The organism is Bacteroides sp. ET225 (assembly GCF_024733745.1).
GTDB lineage: Bacteria > Bacteroidota > Bacteroidia > Bacteroidales > Bacteroidaceae > Phocaeicola > Phocaeicola excrementipullorum.
On the sequence record NZ_JANRHN010000004.1, the window covers coordinates 158,074 to 180,824 of the forward strand.

14 protein-coding genes, 1 tRNA gene and 1 pseudogene are annotated in these 22,751 nt (G+C 49.4%); 11 read left to right on the forward strand and 5 right to left on the reverse strand.

Features of this window, described 5'->3' with window-relative positions:
• Positions 1–44: 44 nt before the first annotated feature.
• Complete coding sequence (recO, locus tag NW212_RS03345) at positions 45–773, reverse strand: DNA repair protein RecO (RefSeq protein ID WP_258337223.1); 729 nt, start codon at positions 771–773, stop codon at positions 45–47.
• Positions 774–1,195: 422 nt separating this feature from the next.
• Here recO and NW212_RS03350 point away from each other — a divergent pair.
• From NW212_RS03350 to NW212_RS03365, 4 genes are all read left to right on the forward strand, one after another.
• Positions 1,196–1,267 (forward strand) — tRNA-Glu (locus NW212_RS03350).
• A 43-nt stretch (positions 1,268–1,310) separates the two neighbouring features.
• The gene (rpsT, locus tag NW212_RS03355) at positions 1,311–1,565 is read left to right on the forward strand and encodes a 30S ribosomal protein S20 (protein ID WP_258337224.1); all 255 of its coding nucleotides are present in this window, start codon (positions 1,311–1,313) and stop codon (positions 1,563–1,565) included.
• Between the two features lie 171 nt (positions 1,566–1,736).
• On the forward strand, positions 1,737–3,701 hold the full coding sequence (gene gyrB / locus NW212_RS03360) for a DNA topoisomerase (ATP-hydrolyzing) subunit B (RefSeq protein ID WP_258337225.1): 1,965 nt from the start codon (positions 1,737–1,739) through the stop codon (positions 3,699–3,701).
• 274 nt (positions 3,702–3,975) lie between these two features.
• Positions 3,976–6,657 (forward strand): 4-alpha-glucanotransferase, encoded by a 2,682-nt coding sequence (locus NW212_RS03365; protein ID WP_258337226.1) that lies wholly within the window; start codon positions 3,976–3,978, stop codon positions 6,655–6,657.
• On the opposite strand, the gene NW212_RS03370 is transcribed toward NW212_RS03365, so the two are convergent.
• From NW212_RS03370 to NW212_RS03380, 3 genes are read right to left on the reverse strand one after another with little or no spacing between them, the layout of a single operon-like run.
• Positions 6,623–6,934 (reverse strand): hypothetical protein, encoded by a 312-nt coding sequence (locus NW212_RS03370; RefSeq protein ID WP_258337227.1) that lies wholly within the window; start codon positions 6,932–6,934, stop codon positions 6,623–6,625. The genes NW212_RS03365 and NW212_RS03370 overlap by 35 nt on opposite strands.
• Before the next feature lie 16 nt (positions 6,935–6,950).
• Positions 6,951–8,318 (reverse strand): MFS transporter, encoded by a 1,368-nt coding sequence (locus tag NW212_RS03375; protein WP_258337228.1) that lies wholly within the window; start codon positions 8,316–8,318, stop codon positions 6,951–6,953.
• A gap of 32 nt (positions 8,319–8,350) precedes the next feature.
• Positions 8,351–9,946: a DUF6377 domain-containing protein gene (locus tag NW212_RS03380; protein WP_375337940.1), complete on the reverse strand. Its 1,596-nt coding sequence runs from the start codon at positions 9,944–9,946 to the stop codon at positions 8,351–8,353.
• A 372-nt stretch (positions 9,947–10,318) separates the two neighbouring features.
• Between NW212_RS03380 and NW212_RS03385 the strand changes: the two genes are divergently transcribed.
• From NW212_RS03385 to NW212_RS03400, 4 genes are all read left to right on the forward strand, one after another.
• The gene (locus NW212_RS03385) at positions 10,319–12,499 is read left to right on the forward strand and encodes a glycoside hydrolase family 97 protein (protein WP_258337229.1); all 2,181 of its coding nucleotides are present in this window, start codon (positions 10,319–10,321) and stop codon (positions 12,497–12,499) included.
• Between the two features lie 194 nt (positions 12,500–12,693).
• Positions 12,694–15,684 carry a TonB-dependent receptor gene (locus tag NW212_RS03390; protein WP_258337230.1) on the forward strand — a complete coding sequence of 997 codons (2,991 nt, stop codon included), beginning with the start codon at positions 12,694–12,696 and terminating at the stop codon, positions 15,682–15,684.
• Positions 15,685–15,701: 17 nt separating this feature from the next.
• Positions 15,702–17,408 carry a RagB/SusD family nutrient uptake outer membrane protein gene (locus NW212_RS03395; protein WP_258337231.1) on the forward strand — a complete coding sequence of 569 codons (1,707 nt, stop codon included), beginning with the start codon at positions 15,702–15,704 and terminating at the stop codon, positions 17,406–17,408.
• A gap of 34 nt (positions 17,409–17,442) precedes the next feature.
• Positions 17,443–18,603: a SusE domain-containing protein gene (locus NW212_RS03400; protein ID WP_258337232.1), complete on the forward strand. Its 1,161-nt coding sequence runs from the start codon at positions 17,443–17,445 to the stop codon at positions 18,601–18,603.
• Positions 18,604–18,802: 199 nt separating this feature from the next.
• Here the strand turns inward: NW212_RS03400 and trxA are convergent, their stop codons facing one another.
• Positions 18,803–19,285 (reverse strand): thioredoxin, encoded by a 483-nt coding sequence (gene trxA / locus NW212_RS03405; protein ID WP_258337233.1) that lies wholly within the window; start codon positions 19,283–19,285, stop codon positions 18,803–18,805.
• A 469-nt stretch (positions 19,286–19,754) separates the two neighbouring features.
• Here trxA and nagA (NW212_RS03410) point away from each other — a divergent pair, with 469 nt between their 5' ends.
• The 3 genes and pseudogenes from nagA (NW212_RS03410) to NW212_RS03420 all read left to right on the forward strand — a co-directional run.
• Entirely contained in the window at positions 19,755–20,921 is a 1,167-nt protein-coding gene (nagA, locus tag NW212_RS03410) for an N-acetylglucosamine-6-phosphate deacetylase (protein ID WP_258337234.1), read from the forward strand.
• 21 nt (positions 20,922–20,942) lie between these two features.
• A complete protein-coding gene (nagA, locus tag NW212_RS03415) occupies positions 20,943–22,112 on the forward strand; it encodes an N-acetylglucosamine-6-phosphate deacetylase (RefSeq protein WP_258337235.1) in 1,170 nt (389 codons plus the stop codon).
• A gap of 189 nt (positions 22,113–22,301) precedes the next feature.
• Positions 22,302–22,697, forward strand: a pseudogene (locus tag NW212_RS03420) (transposase); the annotation flags it as partial.
• Positions 22,698–22,751: the final 54 nt, after the last annotated feature.

Sequence of the window (22,751 nt, forward strand, 5' to 3'; positions counted from 1 at the left end):
CGCAGAATGCATGAGCAATCACATTCTGCGCCCTCTGTCTTTTATCAGCCATAAAGCTCCTTCAGCACAGAAAGCGACTTCAGTTCCGGAAAGGCAGGCAAGTGAAGACGGTAATACGCTACGATAACGTCCAGGCAGCGGTTGCGCTCATTCCGGCTCATAACGAACAGACGCATCGTTTCATAATTCATGCGCATCAGATTAATGATTCTGGAAGACTCTTCAGCGGAAAGGAAAAGCCCGTGCGACGGCGTCCCGTCTACAAAACAGGCGTTCAGCAAGTCAAAGCACCATCCGGAAACATAATCGTCCAGATTGGGATAAAAGCCCAGAAAGCGGGTCAGGCGGAGGAGAAAGACCAGATGGAAATTAGAAAAGTCACGGCCGCAAGCATCGAGCCAGCGAATGGAATTCACCAGATAGGCGAACAGAGGGGCATTGCCGTCTTCTTCCTGCAACGTGCGGTACAGAAACTCGGCAAGAAACATGGATATGCCCATCTTATAAGGATGATAGGGCAGGCTGTCGAGCGGATACCAGATTCTTGCCTCGCGGATGGGATGCAGGCCGGACTTGAGGCGTATGTCCGCTTCAATCTCCACCAGCGAGAACGGGCGGAACAGAACCGGATTGACCGCCGACTTGCGCGAACGGCGGACAGCGGGAATCAGAAAAGAAACCTGCCCGTCCTGCTCGGTATATATGTGTGCGATGTTCGACTTGTCGCTGTATTTCACCACATACAGCACAACTCCATGCAATTTCTGCAACATTACCTATAAGAAATTTTCAAGATTCCGCGCTAAAGACACCTCTTCACTGGAGTGATACGATCTCTTCACTGGAGCAATACGATGTCTTCACTGCAGTGATACGTTCTCCTCACTGCAGTGAAGAGGCAGACTTATGCCGCCGGGATCTTCGGCTCTGCCGGAAAGGCACCGCAAGCGGCCGCTCATCCGCCCCATACGCACCCGCAAATATACGAACAATCGCCCGATAAACAATGTCCTGCCCCACAAGAAAAAACATGCCTGGCAGGCATACGGCACAGATTTATAGGCCGCCAACATACAAACGGATAAAAAAAGTCCTCAAATATTTTGGAGGAAAGAAAAAACTTCCTACCTTTGCATCCGCAAACGAGAAGCATATACCCTCGCTACTTCCGGGAGTCTTCCCGAAAGGCTAGGATGGCCCGTTCGTCTATCGGTTAGGACGCAAGATTTTCATTCTTGAAAGGGGGGTTCGATTCCCCCACGGGCTACATAAACAAACAAAATCAAGAACATATTTAAAGATTAGTCGAGATGGCAAATCACAAATCATCTATCAAAAGAATCAGACAAGCTGAGAAGAGAAGACTGCACAACAGATATTATGCCAAGACAATGCGTAATGCTGTAAGAAAACTTCGCGCCACTACAGACAAGACAGAAGCTGTAGCAATGTATCCGAGTGTACAGAAGATCCTGGACAAGCTGGCTAACCGCCACATCATCCACAAGAACAAGGCGGCCAACTTGAAGTCAAAATTGGCTAAGCACATCAGCAAGCTGGCTTAACACACCATTACTACAAAGATATCTAGGCTGGATTTATCAATCCGGCCTTTTTGCGTTTGCAGAACCGCTAAGAGCACAAGGGCTTTTCGTGTTTTTTAAAACCTTCAGCCTGCGGTTTTCTCCAATATTTTTCGTAACTTTGAACGCTTAAAAACATAGACCTAATTAACAATGAGTGAAGAACAGATGAAGAGCGGAGGAAACAATTATTCGGCCAGCAGCATCCAGGTGCTGGAAGGGCTGGAAGCCGTCCGGAAACGCCCCGCAATGTATATCGGAGATATCAGTGAAAAAGGTTTGCACCACCTGGTTTACGAGGTGGTGGACAACTCGATCGACGAAGCCCTCGCCGGATATTGTACCCATATAGAAGTAACCATCAACGAAGACAACTCAATCACCGTTCAGGACAACGGACGAGGCATACCTGTCGACTTCCACCAGAAGGAAAAGAAGTCGGCGCTCGAAGTTGTCATGACCGTGCTTCATGCCGGAGGAAAGTTCGACAAAGGCTCCTATAAGGTGTCGGGAGGTCTGCACGGTGTGGGCGTGTCGTGCGTGAACGCGCTCTCAACCCACATGACCACAAACGTGTTCCGCAACGGAAAGATATACCAGCAGGAATACGAATGCGGAAAACCGCTCTACGCAGTAAAGGAAGTGGGAACGACCGACATCACGGGCACCCGGCAGACTTTCTGGCCGGACGGAAGCATCTTCACCACCACAGAATATAAGTACAACATACTCGAAGCCCGCATGCGCGAGCTGGCATACCTGAACAAGGGCATCACCATCACGCTCACCGACAAGCGCGTGAAGGAAGAGGACGGCTCGTTCAAGCACGACGTGTTCCACTCTGAGGAAGGAGTGAAGGAGTTCGTGCGCTACCTGAACTCGAACAATACGCCGCTCATCGACGACGTGATTTACCTGAACACCGAAAAGCAGGGCGTGCCCATCGAATGCGCCATCATGTACAATACGGGCTTCCGCGAGAACCTCCATTCATACGTAAACAACATCAACACCATCGAAGGCGGCACGCATGAGGCCGGTTTCCGCACGGCGCTGACCCGCGTACTGAAGAAATATGCCGAAGAGAGCAAGGCTCTGGAAAAAGCAAAGGTGGAGATTTCGGGCGAAGACTTCCGCGAAGGGCTGATTGCCGTAATCTCGGTAAAGGTGGCAGAACCTCAGTTCGAGGGGCAGACCAAGACGAAGCTCGGCAACAACGAAGTGAGCGGAGCCGTGAACCAGGCGGTAGGCGAAGCGCTGACAAACTACCTGGAGGAGCATCCGAAAGAGGCCAAGACGATTGTCGACAAGGTGATTCTTGCGGCAACGGCACGCATCGCGGCACGCAAGGCACGCGAGTCGGTGCAGCGCAAAAGCCCGATGGGCGGAGGCGGCTTGCCGGGAAAACTGGCCGACTGCTCCAGCCGAAACCCCGAAGAATGCGAACTGTTCCTTGTCGAAGGTGACTCGGCAGGCGGCTCGGCAAAACAGGGACGCAGCCGTCAGTTCCAGGCCATCCTCCCGCTGAGAGGAAAAATCCTCAACGTAGAAAAAGCGATGTGGCACAAGGCATTCGAAAGCGACGAGGTGAACAACATCATTCAGGCGCTGGGAGTCCGCTTCGGCGTAGACGGAGAAGAAGACAGCAAGAAGGCGAATATCGAAAAATTACGCTACAACAAGGTGATCATCATGACCGATGCCGATGTCGACGGCTCGCACATCGATACGCTGATCATGACGCTGTTCTACCGCTATATGCCCGAAGTGATCCAGGAAGGACATCTGTATATCGCAACTCCTCCCCTGTATAAATGCACCAAGGGAAAAATCAGCGAATACTGCTATACGGACGAAGCCCGCCAGGCATTCATCCAGAAATACGGCGAAGGAAACGAACAAGGCATCCGCACCCAGCGGTACAAAGGTTTGGGTGAAATGAATCCGGAACAGCTGTGGGAAACGACCATGAATCCGGAAACACGCATCCTGAAACAGGTGCACATCGAAAATGCGGCTGATGCCGACTACATCTTCTCGATGCTGATGGGTGACGATGTGGCTCCCCGCCGGGAATTTATCGAAAAGAACGCTACTTATGCGAACATCGACGCATAAAAGCGACTTTTAATACTCACTTAATACTTACACGTAAAGCCTCTCGCATCTTGCAAAAGAGAGCAAAAATCCGGAAGCAGGCTTCCGGATTTTTTTATGCGCACACTTTTCCCTTTATATTTTAATTCCGGCAGAAAGGCCGTACAGCCGTCCACAAAGCGGATTTGCAAGATTTTCGTTTTATATTTTACGCCCCATAAAAAAGAATTGTCAACTAAATTCATTATTTTTGAACAATCACATATAAAACAAACCTTCAATACCTCAGAAAAATATGAAACTAACTTTCCACATCCAGTACCGGACTCTATGGGGAGAAAGTCTAAGCGTTATACTGAACGACGACAGACTCAACATTATAGAGCTTTCTACACGCGACGGAATAGAATGGCGGGGCGAATGCTATTACACGAATCCGACTGAAGGACAACTCATCACTTACCGCTACTGCGTGGTACGCGACGGTAAAATCATACGGAAAGAACTGGGAATGATCCCCCACTCGTTTTACTCAGGAAACGCACAGCAGACTCATTACGCAGTCGACGACTGCTGGAGAGATCTGCCAGGCGACGCTTTCCGCTACAGCTCGGCTTTCAACAGCATGCAGCCAACCCCGTGCCGCCCCAACGTGCTTCCCGACAAGGTGGGCAACTGCATCACCTTCCGTGCGCTCTGCCCCGGACTGACTCCGAAAGAGCAGGCACTCGGGCTTATCGGAAGCTGCAGCGCCCTGGGCAACTGGGAGTATTGCCGTCCGCTGAGGATGACCGAAATCCAGCCGAACGTTTGGCAGATCACGCTCGATGCCTCAACCTTGCAGACACCCTTCGAATACAAGTTCGTGGCTGTCAGCATCAAGACAGGTGCAGTGGTTGAATGGGAGGCACGCCCCAACCGGATATTCCACACCCGCCCTCTGCAACGGGGCGAAACCTATATCGTGCCCGAAGCAGAAGTCTTTTTCGCTCTGCCGGCTCCACGCATCGCAGGATGTGCCATCCCGGTTTTCTCCCTCCGCTCGGAAGGAAGCTTCGGCGTGGGAGATTTCGGCGACCTCAAGACCCTGATTACATGGGCGGAAAGTACAGGACAGAAAGCCGTGCAGATTCTGCCTATCAATGACACGACGATGACCGGAACATGGCTCGACTCCTATCCGTACAAAAGCATTTCCATCTATGCTTTCCACCCGATGTATACCGACCTGCGCCAGCTCAGCCCGATTGAAGACCCCGAAACGGCCGAACGGATGGAAAAAGAGCGCAAGCTGCTGAACGCCCTTCCGCAGGTAGACTACGAGGCCGTAAACAAACTGAAGCGCGAATACCTGAGCATTGTGTACGGGCAGGAAAAAGACAAAGTATTGGCCTCCGCAGATTTCAAGGAGTTTTTCGAACAAAATAAAGAATGGCTGATGCCCTATGCCGCTTTCTGCCATCTGAGAGATACATACGGAACGGCCGACTTCACAGAATGGCCGGAACACGCTTCTTACAGCAAGGAGGATATCGCCAGACTGTGCGCCCCCGAAAACGAGGCCTATACGCAAATAGCGTTCCATTATTACATCCAGTACCAGCTTCACAGGCAACTGCTGGCTGCCGCCGTACACGCCCGGAAGAACGGAGTCATTCTGAAGGGGGACATTCCCATCGGCATAAGCCGCACAAGCGTAGAAGCATGGACGGAGCCGCACTATTTCAACATGAACGGACAGGCCGGAGCGCCGCCTGACGCTTTCTCCGTAAACGGACAGAACTGGGGCTTCCCCACTTACAACTGGGACGACATGGAAAAAGACAACTATCTGTGGTGGAGAAAACGCTTCTCTAAAATGGCGGAATATTTCACCGCTTACCGCATCGACCATATCCTCGGCTTCTTCCGTATCTGGGAAATACCTGTCCACTCGGTGCATGGGCTCCTGGGACAGTTCTCGCCTGCCCTTCCCATGAGTGCGGACGAAATAAGAAGTTTCGGACTGAATTTTGACAAGGAATTCATGACGAAACCTTTCATCAATGACTACATACTGAACACGGTGTTCGGCGAACAGAGCGACATGGTGCGCAATACATTCGTACAGCATCTTCATCATGACATCTACACCATGCGCCCGAAGTTCGACACACAACGGAAAGTGGAGGCCTACTTCAAGGACAAAACCGATGAGGAAAGCATCGCGCTCAAAGAAAAGCTCTATTCGCTTATCAGTGATGTGCTGTTCGTGCCCGACCGGAAAAATGCAGAGATGTATCACCCCAGAATAGCCGTACAGAATAATTTTGTCTACAGGCAACTGGACGGACAGGCGCAAGACGCATTCAACCATTTGTATAATCACTACTTCTACCAGCGCCACAATGAATTCTGGTATAATGAAGCGATGAAGAAACTCCCGATCCTCACCCAATCGACGCCGATGCTGACCTGCGGAGAAGACCTGGGAATGGTGCCCGACTGTGTGCCATGGGTCATGAAACAGCTTCAGATTCTCTCACTGGAGATTCAGCGGATGCCCAAGAATCCGCAGCACGAATTCGGACATGTGTATGAATATCCGTACTGCTCCGTATGCACCATAGGCACGCACGACATGTCGACGTTGAGAGGATGGTGGGAAGAATCGCCTGAAGTGACAGAACGTTTCTATCACCACGAAATGCGCCGCTGGGGAGAAGTTCCGGAACATGCTCCGGGCTGGCTATGCAAGGACATTGTGTATGAACACCTGTACAGTCCTTCCATGCTGTGCATTCTCACCTGGCAAGACTGGACAAGCATCAGCGAGGAACTGCGGAATCCGGATGTCCAGGCAGAACGCATCAATGTTCCGGCAAACCCGCATCATTACTGGAGGTGGCGGATGCACATCACGCTGGAAGACCTGATGGAACAGAAGCTCTTCAATGAAGAAATCAAGGAAATGATTCTTGAAAGCCACCGAGGATAAAGAACGATGCCCCAAAAGCCATCCACAGAACAGGCTTTTGGGGCATTCTTTTATGCTTCAAATAATACAACCGATACGGAACATTACTCCCTGAAGACATGTTTGAAAATACAAGATCGGTTTTTAACGTGTCGGCCGGCATTCCATCCAGCGTACGGTCATCCACATGCCACTCCACTTTCACAGGAAAGCCATACTGCCCGACAACAGGTGCGGTGTAGCTTGATGTCTGCTTTTGCCTGAACAAGCGCACAGGCAAAAGCAGAAACACATCCACATCTATTTCATCTCATTCAAGCCTCCGCATGATCCGACTCCCGGATAATCCCGACACAGCAGGCTCCGACAATCAGCAGCACACCGGCAAGAACCAGCATATTCACTTCCGGAGCAATAGCCCCTTCGTCAGCAAACATGCCCAGCACCCAGCCGCCGGCTATGGCCGCCACAATCTGAGGCACACAGATAGTACCGTTAAACAATCCGAGATAGGTACCCATGTGACCTCCTGTCAGCGCATTGGTCAGAATGGTAAAAGGCAGAGCCAACATGGCAGCCCATGCACAGCCTATCAGCAGAAAAGAGAAAAACAGCGCATACTGGTTGTGCATAAAGAAAACAGAAATAAAGCCGATGCCGCCCAACACCAGACTCAACGAATAGGCAAACTTTCTGTTTGCGATGGAAGGAATCACGGCCGCCCAAATCACCGAACCGACAGCTTGCACCGCAAACAGGATGCCGACCCAATCGCCTGCGGTCTGATACTGCACCGACTGCGTGTCAAGAACCAGATGAGTCACCCCGTCCTTGATCTGCTCCACTACCGGAGTGTCAAAGACATTTGCAGCAACCGTTCCGTTGGTATAAGTCCACATAAACATAAAAGCCGACCAGCAGAAGAACTGCACCAGCCCTACCGTCCAGAATGCTTTGGGCGCATGGGCCAGCAGTTTGAACACATTCGTCTTTTCCGCCTTCTCCTCCTCCTTGATGCCGTGATAGGCTGCATACAGTTCGGGAGGATATTCCTTTACTTTCACGGTTGTATAGATAACGCAAAGAATAAGGATTACGGCACCGATATAAAACGAAAAGATAACCGAATCAGGAATTATGCCTTTCGGAGCTACATTGCTGATTCCTATGGCCGCAAAGATAAACGGGAAGAGGTATCCGGCCAGACTTCCGGCATTGCATAAAAAGCTCTGGATGGAATAGGCCAATCCTTTCTGCTTCTCGTTCACCATATCTCCAACCATCATCTTGAAAGGCTGCATCGCAATGTTGATGGAGGTGTCGAGAAACATCAGAGAAAACAGGCCGAAAACCATGGCCGCGGAAACCGACATGCCGAAGCTTCCGGCATTAGGCAGCAGACACATCACCAGAACGGCTATCAGCGCCCCTACAAAAAGATAAGGAATGCGCCGCCCGAAACGGCACCACGTCCGGTCGCTCAATGCTCCGATAATAGGCTGAACCACGATGCCCGCAAGCGGCGGAAGAATCCAAAAATAACTCAGACTGTGGGGATCTGCACCCAACGTTGAAAAAATACGGCTAATGTTCGCACTCTGCAAGGCGTAAGCAATCTGCACACCGAAAAATCCGAAGCTGATGTTCCACAGCTTCCAGAAACTTAAATCAGGAATTTTCATCGTCTTTTATTTGATTATCTTAGTGTCAACCCTTACAGATTCATAACCTCCTGCTCAAAGCGGTCTTTGTCGCCTGCAGCCTTGTTACGGATCTTGCTGCGATAATTGTATACAGTAGCCAACGAATAGCCCAAGAAGTGTGCAATCCGGGCAGTATCAGTCACGCCCAGACGAATCAGGGCGAAAATACGAAGTTCCGTATTCAATATTTCGCCCGACTTCGGATAAATGCGCCCTTCCTCAACAAGCAGGCCGTTGAAATCCTCTATAAAGTCAGGGAAAAGATCAAGGAACGAACGGTCAAATTCGTTATAGAAACGCTTCCTTTCATCTTTCAAGAACTGTTCCGAACGTATTGCCTTGAACAGTTCTTCCAGCCTGGATGCCATGGCAAGCTTTTCAAGCGAACGGCGGTACTGAGCCATCTTGTCAAGATACTCGACACACCGGTCAAGATAACGCGCAATATACACTTCCTTTATCTTTCCTGTCTGCACCAGTTCTTCATTCACTTCATGCAGCTCATCGTTTGCGTTCGAAAGATGCCGCCTCATCGTCGACAGTTTTTTCATGCCATAATAAAGATACACCGCCAGCACTACAAGAAGACAAGCCAGCGAAGTAATGCACCAGAACAGAATCCGGCTCATTCGCCGTTCCTGCCCTTCTTTCTCCACATATGCCTTATCTATAATCGGATAGACCTCCGTTACTTCCATAAAACGCAGCCGGGCATTACAGTCAACGGCATCTTCCATCGAGCATTTCAGATAGCGATAAGCCCTCTCCAGATCGCCCGCTTCATAAATCAGCCGCGCCAGCTTAGGCAAAGCGGCATACTCACGCACGCCCATCTTCAAGTCAACGGCAGCCGTACGAACCAAGCAGTCGATAACTTTGTCGCGGTTGCCCAATTGCTCCCAAGCCAACGATTCCGTAAAAAACAGATAAGCCCGGTATTTATCGTCCGGACAATAGTTTTCCAAGCTGTCAAGCACTTTCAACGCCTTTCCAGGCTCATCCTTCCTCAACATCACTTCAACCTCCATCAGCCTGCGTTCGGGGCTCACGGGCAGGACGGAAATCGCAGAATCCCGATAGATATCAGCCCGCTCAAAGTATTTCTGCTTTTCGTCGGAGTTCACCGTATAGTCTGCCAGCCATCCGTAACAAGCCCGGTATGTGCTGTAAAAGTAAATCAGCTGTCTGGCATCAAAGGTTCTGGAATCCACCCGCTGCAAAGCTTCCAAGGCTTCGATGTACATACCCATCACTCCCATCACTTCCGCACGGTTCACCAGAATCTCATTTTTCAGCGAGGGATGGTCGGCAGGCTTTATAAAGCTGAGTTTCTTCTGTATGTATTGGAGAGCAGAGTCTGCCTGGTAATGCAGATAGATCTCAAAAAGAGAATTGCACAGTTCATAACGTTCCATGTCATCTTCGGCACGCGTCAGACGCAATTTCAGCACACGGATAGAATCCTCTCTTCGTTCCTGACAGAAGGTCTTCCCCGCCATTACCTCATCAAGTCTGTTCAATGCTCCATGCGTTGGCGCATCGGCCTGCATTCTGGAAATTCCGCCGCACAAAAGCAATAATAAAATTAATACATTCACCCGTTTCATCGAATAATCAAGGATTTTAAGGTATCTATCACACTCTTCTGTCATGCGGTTCGGAAACGGTCGCTGAAAACAATGCTGACATTTTCAGGACGAACAGACCGGCATCGCATAAAAGAACTGAATTCCGGCTCTAAAGATAGAAAACTTTTTTCATTACTTGTTCATGGCACAATAAAAATACCCCTATTTCCCGGGGTATAAAGTTATAAATCATTTATATTTACAGCCTGTCAGAAAAGCGTCAAAACACTGATTAACAATAATATATCATTTAATCTCATTTATATTTTCATCATTATTCCGACAGATGTCTTATGTAAGATATAATTTTGCTTTCAGAAATTGTTTTTTACGCTAATACCAGAAAGAACTATGAACCTTAAAAGAACTTTTACTTTTGTTGCGCTCTGCGGATACATCTTCTTTGCAAACGCGCAAAAACTGACATCACCCGACGGAAGCCTGGTCATGAACTTCAGTCTTAACGAAAAGGGATGCCCGACTTACGACCTTACTTTTAAAGATAAAACGGTTATCAAGCCAAGCACGCTCGGACTGGAGCTGAAAAAGGAAGACGCGAACAAAAAAACCGACTTTGAGTGGACAGAAAGAAAAGACAAGGATCAGCTTGACAAAAAGGCCAATCTGATGAACGGATTCAAAATTCGGAATACCCGCATTTCCAGCACTGATGAAACGTGGCGTCCGGTATGGGGAGAAGAAAGTGTTATACGCAACCATTACAACGAACTGGAAGTTACACTGGACCAGCCGGAAAACGACCGCTACATAATCATCCGCTTCCGCCTGTTCAACGACGGCCTAGGCTTCCGCTATGAATTTCCGCAGCAGAAAAATCTGAACTATTTCGTCATCAAGGAAGAACACTCGCAGTTTGCCATGGCTGGCGACCATACTGCTTTCTGGATTCCGGGCGACTATGACACTCAGGAATACGATTACACCACTTCCCGCCTGTCTGAAATCAGAGGAAAAATGAAAACAGCCGTCACTGAAAATTCTTCTCAATACGTTTTCTCTCCGACCGGCGTGCAGACGGCCTTAATGATGAAGACAGACGACGGACTTTATATAAACCTGCACGAAGCCGCATTGGTTGACTACGCTTGCATGAGCCTCAACCTGGATGACAAGAACATGATCTTCGAATCATGGCTTACTCCTGACGCAAAAGGCGACAAAGGATATATGCAGACACCATGCAACTCACCGTGGCGCACAATAATCGTCAGCGACGACGCACGCGACATTTTGGCTTCACGCATCACACTGAACTTGAACGAGCCGTGCAAAATAGAAGACACATCGTGGATTCATCCGGTAAAGTATGTAGGCATATGGTGGGACATGATCACCGGAAAAGGTTCGTGGGCCTATACGGATGACGTATACAGCGTGAAACTGGGGCAGACCGACTATTCGCAGGCCAAGCCGAACGGAAAGCATTCGGCCAACACGGCTAACGTAAAACGCTACATCGATTTTGCCGCCAAACATGGATTTGATGCCGTGCTGGTTGAAGGATGGAACCAAGGCTGGGAAGACTGGTTCGGAAAGAGCAAAGATTATGTGTTCGACTTCGTAACACCTTACCCTGACTTTGACGTACAAGAAATCCACCGCTATGCGGCAGGCAAGGGCATCGAGATGATGATGCACCATGAAACTTCTTCTTCCGTACGCAATTACGAACGCCACATGGACAAAGCATATCAGTTTATGGCAGACAATGGATACAGCTCTGTAAAGAGCGGCTATGTGGGCGACATCATCCCGCGAGGAGAACACCACTACGGACAATGGATGGTAAACCATTACATGTATGCCGTAAAGAAGGCAGCCGACCACAAGATTATGGTAAATGCACACGAAGCTGTACGTCCTACCGGACTATGCCGCACGTATCCCAACCTCATCGGCAATGAATCGGCAAGGGGAACTGAATACGAGTCGTTCGGAGGAAACAATGTGAACCATACCACCATCCTTCCGTTCACCCGGCTGATCGGAGGCCCGATGGACTATACACCGGGAATTTTCGAAACAGACTGCAGCAAAATGAATCCGACCAACCATTCACGCGTACGCTCCACACTGGCACGCCAGCTTGCACTGTACGTGACAATGTACAGTCCGCTACAGATGGCAGCCGATATTCCGGAGAATTACGAACGCTTCATGGATGCCTTCCAGTTCATCAAGGATGTGGCCGTTGACTGGCAGGAAACGAAATACCTGGAAGCTGAACCGGGTGAATACATCACCATCGCACGGCACGCGAAAAATTCAGGCGACTGGTTCGTTGGATGCTCAGCAGGCTATAACGGACATACGTCCAAACTGTCCTTCGACTTCCTTGATCCGGACAAGAAATATGAAGCAACCATCTATGCTGATGCAAAAGATGCAAGCTGGGACAAAAATCCCCAAGCCTACACCATCACAAAGAAGAAAGTGACCAGCAAGACCAAGCTGACACTGAAAGCTGCGGTTGGAGGCGGATATGCCATCTCTATCAAAGAAATCAAATAAAAACAGATACAATTACTGATTTAGGGTAAAGATTGATTCTCAGGAAATGCCATTACTTCCGGTCAGAAGGCGGATGCATCGCTTCTGGCTGGAAGTAGAATCCTTTTTCACCGGCAGCACGAAAATTTTCAATAGGCTGAACATTTTTTCTCTTCAGGAGGTATAAAACATTAACTCTAACTTAATTTAATAACATGAAAACAAAAGCAATCAAACAATCAGGCAGATTCTTCCTGCTATGGCTTGCAGGAATGCTGCTGACAGTGCAGGCTTTTGCACAAGAGATTACCGTAAACGGTAATGTGAAAGACAATCTTGGCGAAACCGTCATCGGAGCCAGCGTAGTGATAAAAGGCACTACCAACGGCACAATCACCGACTTCGACGGAAACTTCTCTCTCAAAGCAAAGAAAGGCGACATCATTGTAATCTCGTTCATCGGCTACAAGACACAGGAACTTCCTGCTGCTGCCAATATGAGCGTGGTTCTGCAAGATGACAGCCAGCTGCTGGATGACGTAGTGGTTATCGGTTACGGTTCTGTTAAAAAGAGTGACCTGAGCGGTTCCGTCGTGGCCATCAAAGCAGAAGAAATGAACCGCGGTGCGGTTACTTCTCCTCAGGAATTGCTTATGGGAAAAGTACCGGGCCTCTCCATTTCGCAACCAGACGGCCAGCCGGGCGGCGGTTCTACCATCCGTATCCGCCAAGGCTCTTCACTGAATGCCAGCAACGACCCGCTGATTGTAATCGATGGTATTCCTGTAGCCAATGATGCAGCCCCAGGAACTCCTTCGGCATTAGGTACCATCAACCCGAATGACATTGAAACCTTCACCGTGTTAAAAGATGCCTCCGCCACAGCTATCTACGGTTCGCGCGCATCCAACGGCGTCATCATCATTACAACCAAAAAAGGCACGCAAGACAAGCTGAAAGTGACTTACTCAAGCACTTACACCTTGCGTAATCCCTATAACAGAATGAACACGATGGATGCCGCCACATACCGTGAAGTAATGACCAACTTCTGGGGAACCGAATCATCAGTATATAACTTGCTGAATCAATATCCCGACCAAGCTACCGACTGGCAGGACGAAATATTTCAGAACGGTTTAGCTACCGACCAGAACATCAGCGTGTCGGGAAAAGCAGGATTCCTTCCTTTCCGCGTTTCTTTCGGATACAACAAAGAACGTGGTACGCTGAAAACCTCAGACTACGAACGTTACACCGGCTCCATCAGCTTGAGTCCGAAATTCTTTGATGAACATCTGAGCGTTGACATCAACGTAAAGGGAACTATAAACAACAACACCTTCGCCGACTCGGGTGCTGTGGGCGGAGCAGCTTATTTCGACCCTACCAAGCCGGTAAACAGCACAGACGGCTCATATAACGGCTGGTGGCAGTGGACAGGTACAACGCTGGCCGGACACAACCCGCTCTCTTTATTATACGACGTTAACAATGCAGGAACAACAAAACGCAGCCTTGGAAACATCCAGCTGGACTATAAGATTCATGGTCTGGAGGACCTGCGCGTCAACTTGAATCTGGGCTATGACGTGGCAATGACAGACGGCGACAATTATGACGTTCCTAATTCATACCGCACATCCACCAACACCAACTTCCCCAATTACGGCGGCGGTGCAACATGGCACAACTTGCGCCGCAACCAGCTTCTGGATTTTTATCTGAACTATCAAAAGCAGATTGATGCTATCAAGAGCCATGTAGACGTAACGGCCGGCTACTCTTACCAGCATTTCTATTTTGCCGATCTGAACACGAACCGCTCAAATGTCATGCCTGAACGGGATACTGCCGTAAGCGGATATGAATATAACGAAGAAGAACAGCGCTACTATTCAACCACCGACTATCGGAAACCTTACGAATATTATCTGATTTCATTCTTCGCGCGTTTGAACTACAACCTGATGGACCGCTATCTGCTGACAGCAACCGTACGCCGTGACGGTTCCTCACGTTTCAGCGAAGACAACCGCTGGGGTATCTTCCCGTCTGCTGCCGTTGCGTGGAGCATCATCAACGAACCGTTCATGGAAAAAACCCATAACTGGCTTTCAAACTTGAAGCTCCGTCTGGGCTACGGTAAAACAGGACAGCAGGAAATCAGCTCTTACTACGGTTATCTGGGAACGTATACGACCAATACAGATCCTCACTCTACTTACTTCGGCCACCAACTGATGAAGCCCGACGGCTACAATCCTAATCTGAAATGGGAAACGACTACCACTTACAACGTGGCCATTGACTACGGATTCTTGAACAATCGCATCAACGGTAGCATCGAGTTCTACAAAAAGGACACCAAAGATTTGCTGAACACCGTTGCCTCTGCCGCCGGAACCAATTTCAATACCGAGCTGACAGCCAACGTCGGTTCAATGGAAAACAAAGGTGTGGAATTCAACGTTAATGCCATGGCTATTCAAACCAAAGACTTCTCTTGGGAACTGAACTATAACATTACGTGGAATGACAGCAAGATAACACAGCTGACAGCTACTCCAAATCCGGATTATGGCATGGCTGTAGGTGACAGACAACGCAATCAGGTAGGCTATATTCCTAACGCCTTCTACGTTTACCAGCAGGTATATGACCAGAACGGCAATCCTATACAGAACGCTCTGGTAGACCGCAACAACGACGGAAGCATCACGGAAGACGACCGTTACATCAGCGACAAGAGTCCTGTAGCAAAAGTCTATATGGGACTTAGCTCTCAGTTCATTTACAAGAACTGGGACCTGGGATTCAACCTCCGTGCAAGCTTGGGCAATTATGTATACAACGGAACCTTTGCCGACAACGCGACACTGATGAACTACAGCGACCAGGGATTCTTGTCGAACTTGTATGCAGACTGTCTTAAAACCGGGTGGACAGCCATCTCCAGCAATGAGCAGAAACGTTCGGACTATTTCCTGGAAAACGCTTCCTACCTGAAGATGGACAACATCACGCTGGGATATTCATTCAACAACTTCACTCCAGCGAAACTGTCCGGACGCATCAGTGCTTCTGTACAAAATGTATTTACTATCACCAAGTATAGCGGACTCGACCCGGAATGCAGTGCCATCGACGGTTCATCATGGCCGCGTCCCCGTACCTTTACATTAGGACTGACCCTTAACTTCTAACAGAAAGGAAACAACTTATGAAAACAAAGAAACTATTATATACAGCCATTTTGGCATTAAGCTTTACAAGCTGTGTAAACGATCTTGATGTCGTTCCCCTCGACCCGACAATCAACACGGCAGACCGTGCCTATCAGGATGCAGAAGATTATGAAAATGCGTTGGCCAAGGTGTATGCAATCTGGGCAATGTCAGGACAAGACGGAGCCGGAACGAGCGACATCAGTTTGGGCGATGCAGGTAACACTACCTTGTTGCGCTCATGGTTCATCCTTCAGACCCATCCGACTGACGAACTGAAGAACGCAAACAATGATGCCTGGGTGCCCAACCTGAACTACATGAACTGGGGTACAGCCGAAATCGAACCGATCGAAGCCGTATACCAGCGGTGCATGTACATCGTAGCATTGGCAAACGACTTCCTGAAAAACCTGCCCAACGCACCGGAAGAAATCAACCAGGAAAGTCTGCGTGCTCAGGCACGTTTCTGCCGTGCCTTAGCCTACTACACGCTGATGGACACATTTGGCAATCCGCCTTATATAACGGAGAACAATTATTCAATCACTCCGTCTCAGATCGGACGCACAGAAATCTTCAATTTCATCGAAACCGAACTGAAAGCCATCATAGAAAGCGGCGCTTTGCCTCAACGTGCTACCGGCAACGATTACGGCCGCGCAGACCAAGGATCTGCATGGGCATTGCTTGCACGCATGTACCTGAACGCTGAAGTCTACACCGGAACCGCACGCTATGCAGACTGCATGAACGCTTGTCAGGAAGTCATCAATTTGGGCTATGGACTGGCAGATCAATATAGTGCCCTGTTCTGTGGAGACAACGGCGAAAACCCTGACGCAACACAAGAAATCATCTTCCCCATCATGCTCGACGGCGATGCCACACAAACTTATGCGAACCTGGTTTCGGCTTCACGCCCGAACACTGTCAGCGCTGCAGTTGAAGAGGTTGCCGGAGATACCAAATTCCAGTTCTGCCTCAATAACTGGGGAACGCGTGAAGGTTGGGCCGGATACCGCGGAACAAGTGATTTGATACGCACCTTCGAATATACGGACAACAACAATCCGAAAGCCAGCGAAATTCTGGACAAACGGGGAATCTTCCGGGACAGCAACTACGATGACGAAGAACTTTCTATACGCATAGGAAGCACCGTTACGGGAACGTTCCACACCAATGGATGGTGGGTGTACAAATGGACAAACCTTGACCACAACGGCCAGCCGCTGTACGATGCAAGCGTTGCTTCTACGGTTGCCTTCGTCAGCACAGACTTCCCTCTGCTCCGCTTGGGCGACGTCTATCTGATGTATGCCGAAGCTGCCGCACGCACCGGCCAGAAGCTTGAAACGGCTGTAAACTACGTGAACCAGCTGCGTGCCCGCGCTTACCAGGGACAAGGCAACTACACCATCACGGCAAGCTGGCTAACCGCAAATGCACAAGTAGGTTACGAAGGTCCGACAGTACAGTTCGGAAACATTCTGAATGAGCGCTGCCGAGAAATGTACTGGGAAGGACAACGCCGTACAGACCTTATCCGCTTCGGGCTTTTCACAGGCAACAGTTATCTGTGGGAATGGAAAAACGGAGCAGAAAACGGCTCCTCAACCAATGAACGCTATAACTTATATCCTATCCCGGTGTCAGATATACAAGCCAATGGCGGTCTGCAACAAAATTCCGGATATTAACCAACATATGCTAACAACAAAAGAACAATAACGTATGAAAATGACAAAATATATGGCAGCTCTCTGCCTGCCGCTCCTTGCCCTAACGGCATGCGAAACCGACAGAGAGATGGCGACATTTGATAGCGCCACAGCTACTCCCGCCACGCTCTCCATCAATGGAACAGCACAAGACCTCTACACACTTGATGCCAGCAACGCTTCCGTCAACGTGTTTACTATCGACTGGAGCAAACCGGACTTCGGCTTGCAGGTGCCCGTCACCAACGTTCTGCAAATGGATATCGACGGCAAGAATTTCTCCAAAGCACAGGTTCTGACCACCGAAACTGATGTCAAAATCACCTCTTATGCTGTCATCGCAAGCAATTTGAATGCAAACATCCAAACCTTGCTGAACGCATACGGCATGGAAACCCCTACTACACCCGAAGAAGCCGTAACCCTGAACTTCCGCCTTGCCAGTTTCATCACCGGCAGCGCATCCGACTCGCTTTTCTCCGAAGTGCTTAACGTGAGAGTATTACCGTATGAAGGAGAAGCGATTTATCCGTCGCTTGATGTAGTGGGCATAGACGGCAACTGGGACTTTGCAACGAGCCAGAAAATTTATTCGCTTGAGAGCAACGACACCTACAGCGGAATGGTTTATTTCAACAGTTTGCCCGATGGCGGCTGGAAACTGGCCGCAAGCAGTTGGGATAGCGACAAGAACTGGGGAGGCGATGTAGAAGCCGAGGCTTCCACGGCAACGCTGACCGCCGGCGGAAGTAACATCACGGCATACAGCCATAAGAGCTATAACGTCACATTCAACAGGTCAACGCTTGTACTGGAAATGTCGCAGGCACGCGATTACTGGGGAGTCATCGGAATCAACAACAAATGGGGAACAAGCGATGACATCGACTTGGCATTCGGACAAGAAACCGATGCGAGCGGACAGACACAATACTATCTGAGTGCCACGGTAGAAGTACAGGCATCAACTGACGGAAGTACTCACGACACGTTTAAAATCCGCCCCGACCATGACTGGGACGGTGAAATCAACGCTGATAATATAAGCTATGAAGGAGATGTGGCTAAAGACGGCTCCAGCAACAATTTCAAGCTGACCGAAGGAACCGGACAGTATGAAATCAAATGGTACTTCAACAAAGCGGAACAGAAAGTGACCGTCACAAAACAATAAGGCCGTTACCTAGAAACGGAGAATCACACAAGAGGCTGCCTCAGTTTTCATTCTGAGACAGCCTCTTGACGTATAAAGAAAAAACTTCTGGCGACTTTACTTTTCCGCAATGCCAGTTACGCGGGGCGATACAGTCCTGATTATCCAGTCACAATCTGAGCCAATCCACGTGAATCTGCGGTAAAAACCAAAAGGCAAATCACTTCTGCCCCAGCAGCACCTCGTTCACCGCACGCTTCAGCTCAGCCTTAGGCATGGCTCCCTGAGCCATCTGCGGAGTGCCTTCTTTCGGAATAAAAAGCAGGGTGGGGATGCTGCGGATGCCGAAAGCGGCCGACAGCTCCTGCTCCTTGTCCGTATTGATCTTATACACAACGATCTGTCCGGCATATTCAGCCGCCAGCTCTTCAAGAATCGGAGCAATCATCTTGCAGGGACCGCACCAGTCGGCATAGAAATCCACAATCGCCGGCTTGTCGCCTTCGTACGTCCACTTGTCCGGATTCTTTTCGTAATTATACACTTTCTCCAAAAATTCTGCCTTGTTCAGGTGAATCACCTGAGCGTTCTGAGTAGCTTCCATATTTTCAGTCCTTTCTAAATTATTACTCTTTTTCACCTCACTTCCGCATGCCGCATTGACAAGCAACACGCACAATGCAAGACTTAACAGTTTCTTCATTTCTTTCTTCAAGTTAGGTTCTACATCCTTTGTTCAGAAGCCAAAGATAAAGCATTATTTCTTCCCAAACAAATTTCCTTGGGAAATTGTTTATTTTTTACAATTTATAGAGGCACAATTCACCCGCCAGCACGGCACACTTGCCCGCATCCCCACGAAAACGTGATGCAACAGCCTATTATCACAACCTCTTCACTCCTGTGATACGTTCTCTTCGCTCCAGTGATTCGATCTCTTCACTTAAGTGATGCATTCGTATCACTCCAGTGAAGAGATAAAAACAATACGATATCGCCACAGACGCCCACAGAACGGCCGGAAAAGATATCCGGACCGATGCATCATACGCCATCAAATTTAAATTAATTAACCCTTTCATATTAAATAAATATAATATAGCCCACACAATTAATGAGCATATTAATTAAATTTGCAGCAGATAAAGAAACAAATATCAATCACATCTAATATGCTAACACAAATTATTAATGCCCGCATCCTTACCCCTCAGGGCTGGCTGAAAGACGGATCGGTACTCATCAGAGACAACAAGATTCTGGAAGTGACGAACTGTGACCTTCCCATCGTGGGAGCAACACTGATTGACGCAAAAGGAACATACATCGTTCCCGGCGGAGTTGAAATCCATGTACACGGCGGGGGCGGCCGCGACTTCATGGAGGGAAGCGAAGACGCGTTCCGCGCAGCTATCAAGGCGCACATGCAACACGGTACGACAAGCATTTTCCCAACTCTTTCTTCATCAACCATACCGATGATACGGGCAGCGGCGGCTACAACCGAAAAGCTGATGGCCGAACCCGACTCACCCGTACTGGGACTTCATCTGGAAGGGCATTACTTCAACATGAAAATGGCAGGAGGACAAATGCCGGAAAACATCAAGAATCCCGACCCCGAAGAATACATCCCTCTGCTTGAGGAAACGCACTGCATCAAACGCTGGGATGCAGCTCCCGAACTTCCGGGAGCCATGCAGTTCGGAAAATACATCACGTCAAAAGGCGTGCTGGCAGCAGTAGGACATACGCAGGCCGAATTCGAAGACATCTATACGGCATACGAAGCGGGATATACACACGCAACTCACTTCTATAACGCCATGCCGGGATTCCACAAACGCAGCGGATACAAGTACGAAGGCACGGTAGAAAGCATCTACCTGATGGACGACATGACCGTAGAGGTAGTGGCCGACGGAATCCACGTGCCGCCCACCATTCTCCGCCTTGTCTACAAGATAAAAGGAGTTGAAAAAACCGCGCTGATAACCGATGCGCTCGCCTGCGCTGCAAGCGACAGCAAAGAGGCGTTCGACCCGCGTGTCATCATCGAAGACGGGGTGTGCAAGCTGGCCGACCGTTCGGCACTTGCCGGAAGCATCGCCACAATGGACCGCCTGATCCGCACAATGGTGCAGAAGGCCGAAATCCCGCTGGAAGATGCAATCCGCATGGCTTCAGAAACTCCGGCGCGCATCATGGGAGTGGCTGACCGGAAGGGAACCCTCGAAAAAGGAAAGGATGCCGACATCCTGGCTCTCGACAACGACCTGAACATCCGTGCCGTATGGGCGATGGGCAAGATCGTGGAAGGAACCAACACGTTATTCTAAACCGATAAATACAAGAACATTATGCTGACACAAATCATAAACGGCCATATACTTACGCCGCAGGGCTGGCTGAAGGACGGCTCTGTACTCATCAACGACGGGAAAATACTGGAAGTGACCAACAGCGACCTTGCCGTAATCGGCGCAAAGGTCATCGATGCGAAGGGAATGTTCATCGTGCCCGGATTCGTATCAATGCACAGCCACGGAGGAGGAGGAAAAGACTTTACGGAAGCAACTCCCGAAGCGTTCGGAACCATCGTCAACGCACATCTGAAACATGGTGCCACATCCATCTTCCCCACCTTGTCGTCAACAAGCTTCGACGTGGTCCGCCAAGCTGTAGCAACTTGCGAGGAAATGATGCAGCGGCCCGAAAGCACAATTCTAGGACTGCACATCGAAGGCCCTTACCTGAACCGGAAAATGGCAGGCGCGCAATGGGGCGACTTCCTGAAAGATCCGGACCCGAACGAATACATCCCGCTGCTCGAGAGCACAGGCTGCATCAAACGCTGGGACATCAGCCCGGAACTTCCGGGAGCGCACGACTTCGCACGCTATACCTCCGGACACGGCATACTGACGGCCATCACTCACACCGAAGCAGAATATCCTGAAATCAAGGCTGCATTCGAAGCCGGATTCACTCATGCCGCCCACTTCTACAATGCCATGCCGGGATTCCACAAACGCCGCGAATACAAATACGAAGGTACGGTTGAAAGTGTCTACCTGATGGACGGAATGACCGTAGAAGTGATTGCCGACGGAGTGCATCTGCCTGCCACAATCCTGAAGCTCGTCTACAAGCTGAAAGGCGTGGAGAAGACATGCCTGGTAACAGACGCGCTGAAATATGCCGCTTACGAAGGTGAACCGATCGACGATCCCCGCTACGTAATTGAAGACGGTGTTTGCAAGCTGGCCGATCACCAGTCGCTGGCAGGAAGCATCGCCACGATGGACCGCCTCGTGCAGACAATGGTAAAGAAAGCTGGCATCCCACTGGCTGACGCTATCCGCATGGCATCCGAAACTCCGTCGCAGATTATCGGTGTGTCCGACCGTAAAGGAACGCTCCAGAAGGGCAAGGATGCCGATATCGTCATCCTCGACAAGGACGTGAACGTGCGGTGCGTATTCTCATACGGAAATGTCGTAGAAGGAACGAATACAATGATTCATTGAACGGTCTGAATGCCGGATAAATCTACAAAGGCACGGAAATGGCAGAAGTCATCTTTCGTGCCTTTCTTTTTTTAAAGGAATCTCCATATCTTTAGCTGCATAAATGTCCGGCACTGATCAGCACCTGACTAAGCGATTCTGAAATGGAACGAAAAACACTTCTTTATCTGGCAATAGCCTGGATGATTGCCTACTTCCTTACAAGTTACAGACCGTTTCCATGTACAGAAGCTTGCTTATGAAGCCGTTCAGAACATGAGGGTTAAAGCCCGCTGAGAAGCACTTGATGAAGAATCGATACAGCTGGCACATGCAAAGGCATGCGGAAAGGCATATCATGCTCCGGTATTTGAGAACGGAGATTCAAGGAAACAGTTGCTGGCCAGAAGCATATACCTTCTGTATAAGAAAGAATCATTATGGACCGAATCACAGCGTATACGTGTCGGTATCCTGTTCAGGGAGTATCCGGATATAAAGAAAGCGTACTGTCTTTCCATGAGGCTAGGATTGATTTATCATCAGTGCAGACATAAGGATGCAGCCCTGACAAGGCTTGCCAGATGGTATGACGAAGTGGAAAAAATCTAATAAGGATGTAGGCTGAGGAATCCCTCAGGCTTTTACGTTGGTCCCGGG

Coding starts and splice junctions, on each gene's coding strand:
- trxA (WP_258337233.1), bottom strand. CDS start 19,285: ATGAAGAAACTGTTAAGTCTTGCATTGTGCGTGTTGCTTGTCAATGCG.
- gyrB (WP_258337225.1), top strand. CDS start 1,737: ATGAGTGAAGAACAGATGAAGAGCGGAGGAAACAATTATTCGGCCAGC.
- NW212_RS03385 (WP_258337229.1), top strand. CDS start 10,319: ATGAACCTTAAAAGAACTTTTACTTTTGTTGCGCTCTGCGGATACATC.
- rpsT (WP_258337224.1), top strand. CDS start 1,311: ATGGCAAATCACAAATCATCTATCAAAAGAATCAGACAAGCTGAGAAG.
- nagA (WP_258337234.1), top strand. CDS start 19,755: ATGCTAACACAAATTATTAATGCCCGCATCCTTACCCCTCAGGGCTGG.
- NW212_RS03365 (WP_258337226.1), top strand. CDS start 3,976: ATGAAACTAACTTTCCACATCCAGTACCGGACTCTATGGGGAGAAAGT.
- NW212_RS03375 (WP_258337228.1), bottom strand. CDS start 8,318: ATGAAAATTCCTGATTTAAGTTTCTGGAAGCTGTGGAACATCAGCTTC.
- NW212_RS03390 (WP_258337230.1), top strand. CDS start 12,694: ATGAAAACAAAAGCAATCAAACAATCAGGCAGATTCTTCCTGCTATGG.
- recO (WP_258337223.1), bottom strand. CDS start 773: ATGTTGCAGAAATTGCATGGAGTTGTGCTGTATGTGGTGAAATACAGC.
- NW212_RS03400 (WP_258337232.1), top strand. CDS start 17,443: ATGAAAATGACAAAATATATGGCAGCTCTCTGCCTGCCGCTCCTTGCC.
- nagA (WP_258337235.1), top strand. CDS start 20,943: ATGCTGACACAAATCATAAACGGCCATATACTTACGCCGCAGGGCTGG.
- NW212_RS03395 (WP_258337231.1), top strand. CDS start 15,702: ATGAAAACAAAGAAACTATTATATACAGCCATTTTGGCATTAAGCTTT.
- NW212_RS03380 (WP_375337940.1), bottom strand. CDS start 9,946: ATGAAACGGGTGAATGTATTAATTTTATTATTGCTTTTGTGCGGCGGA.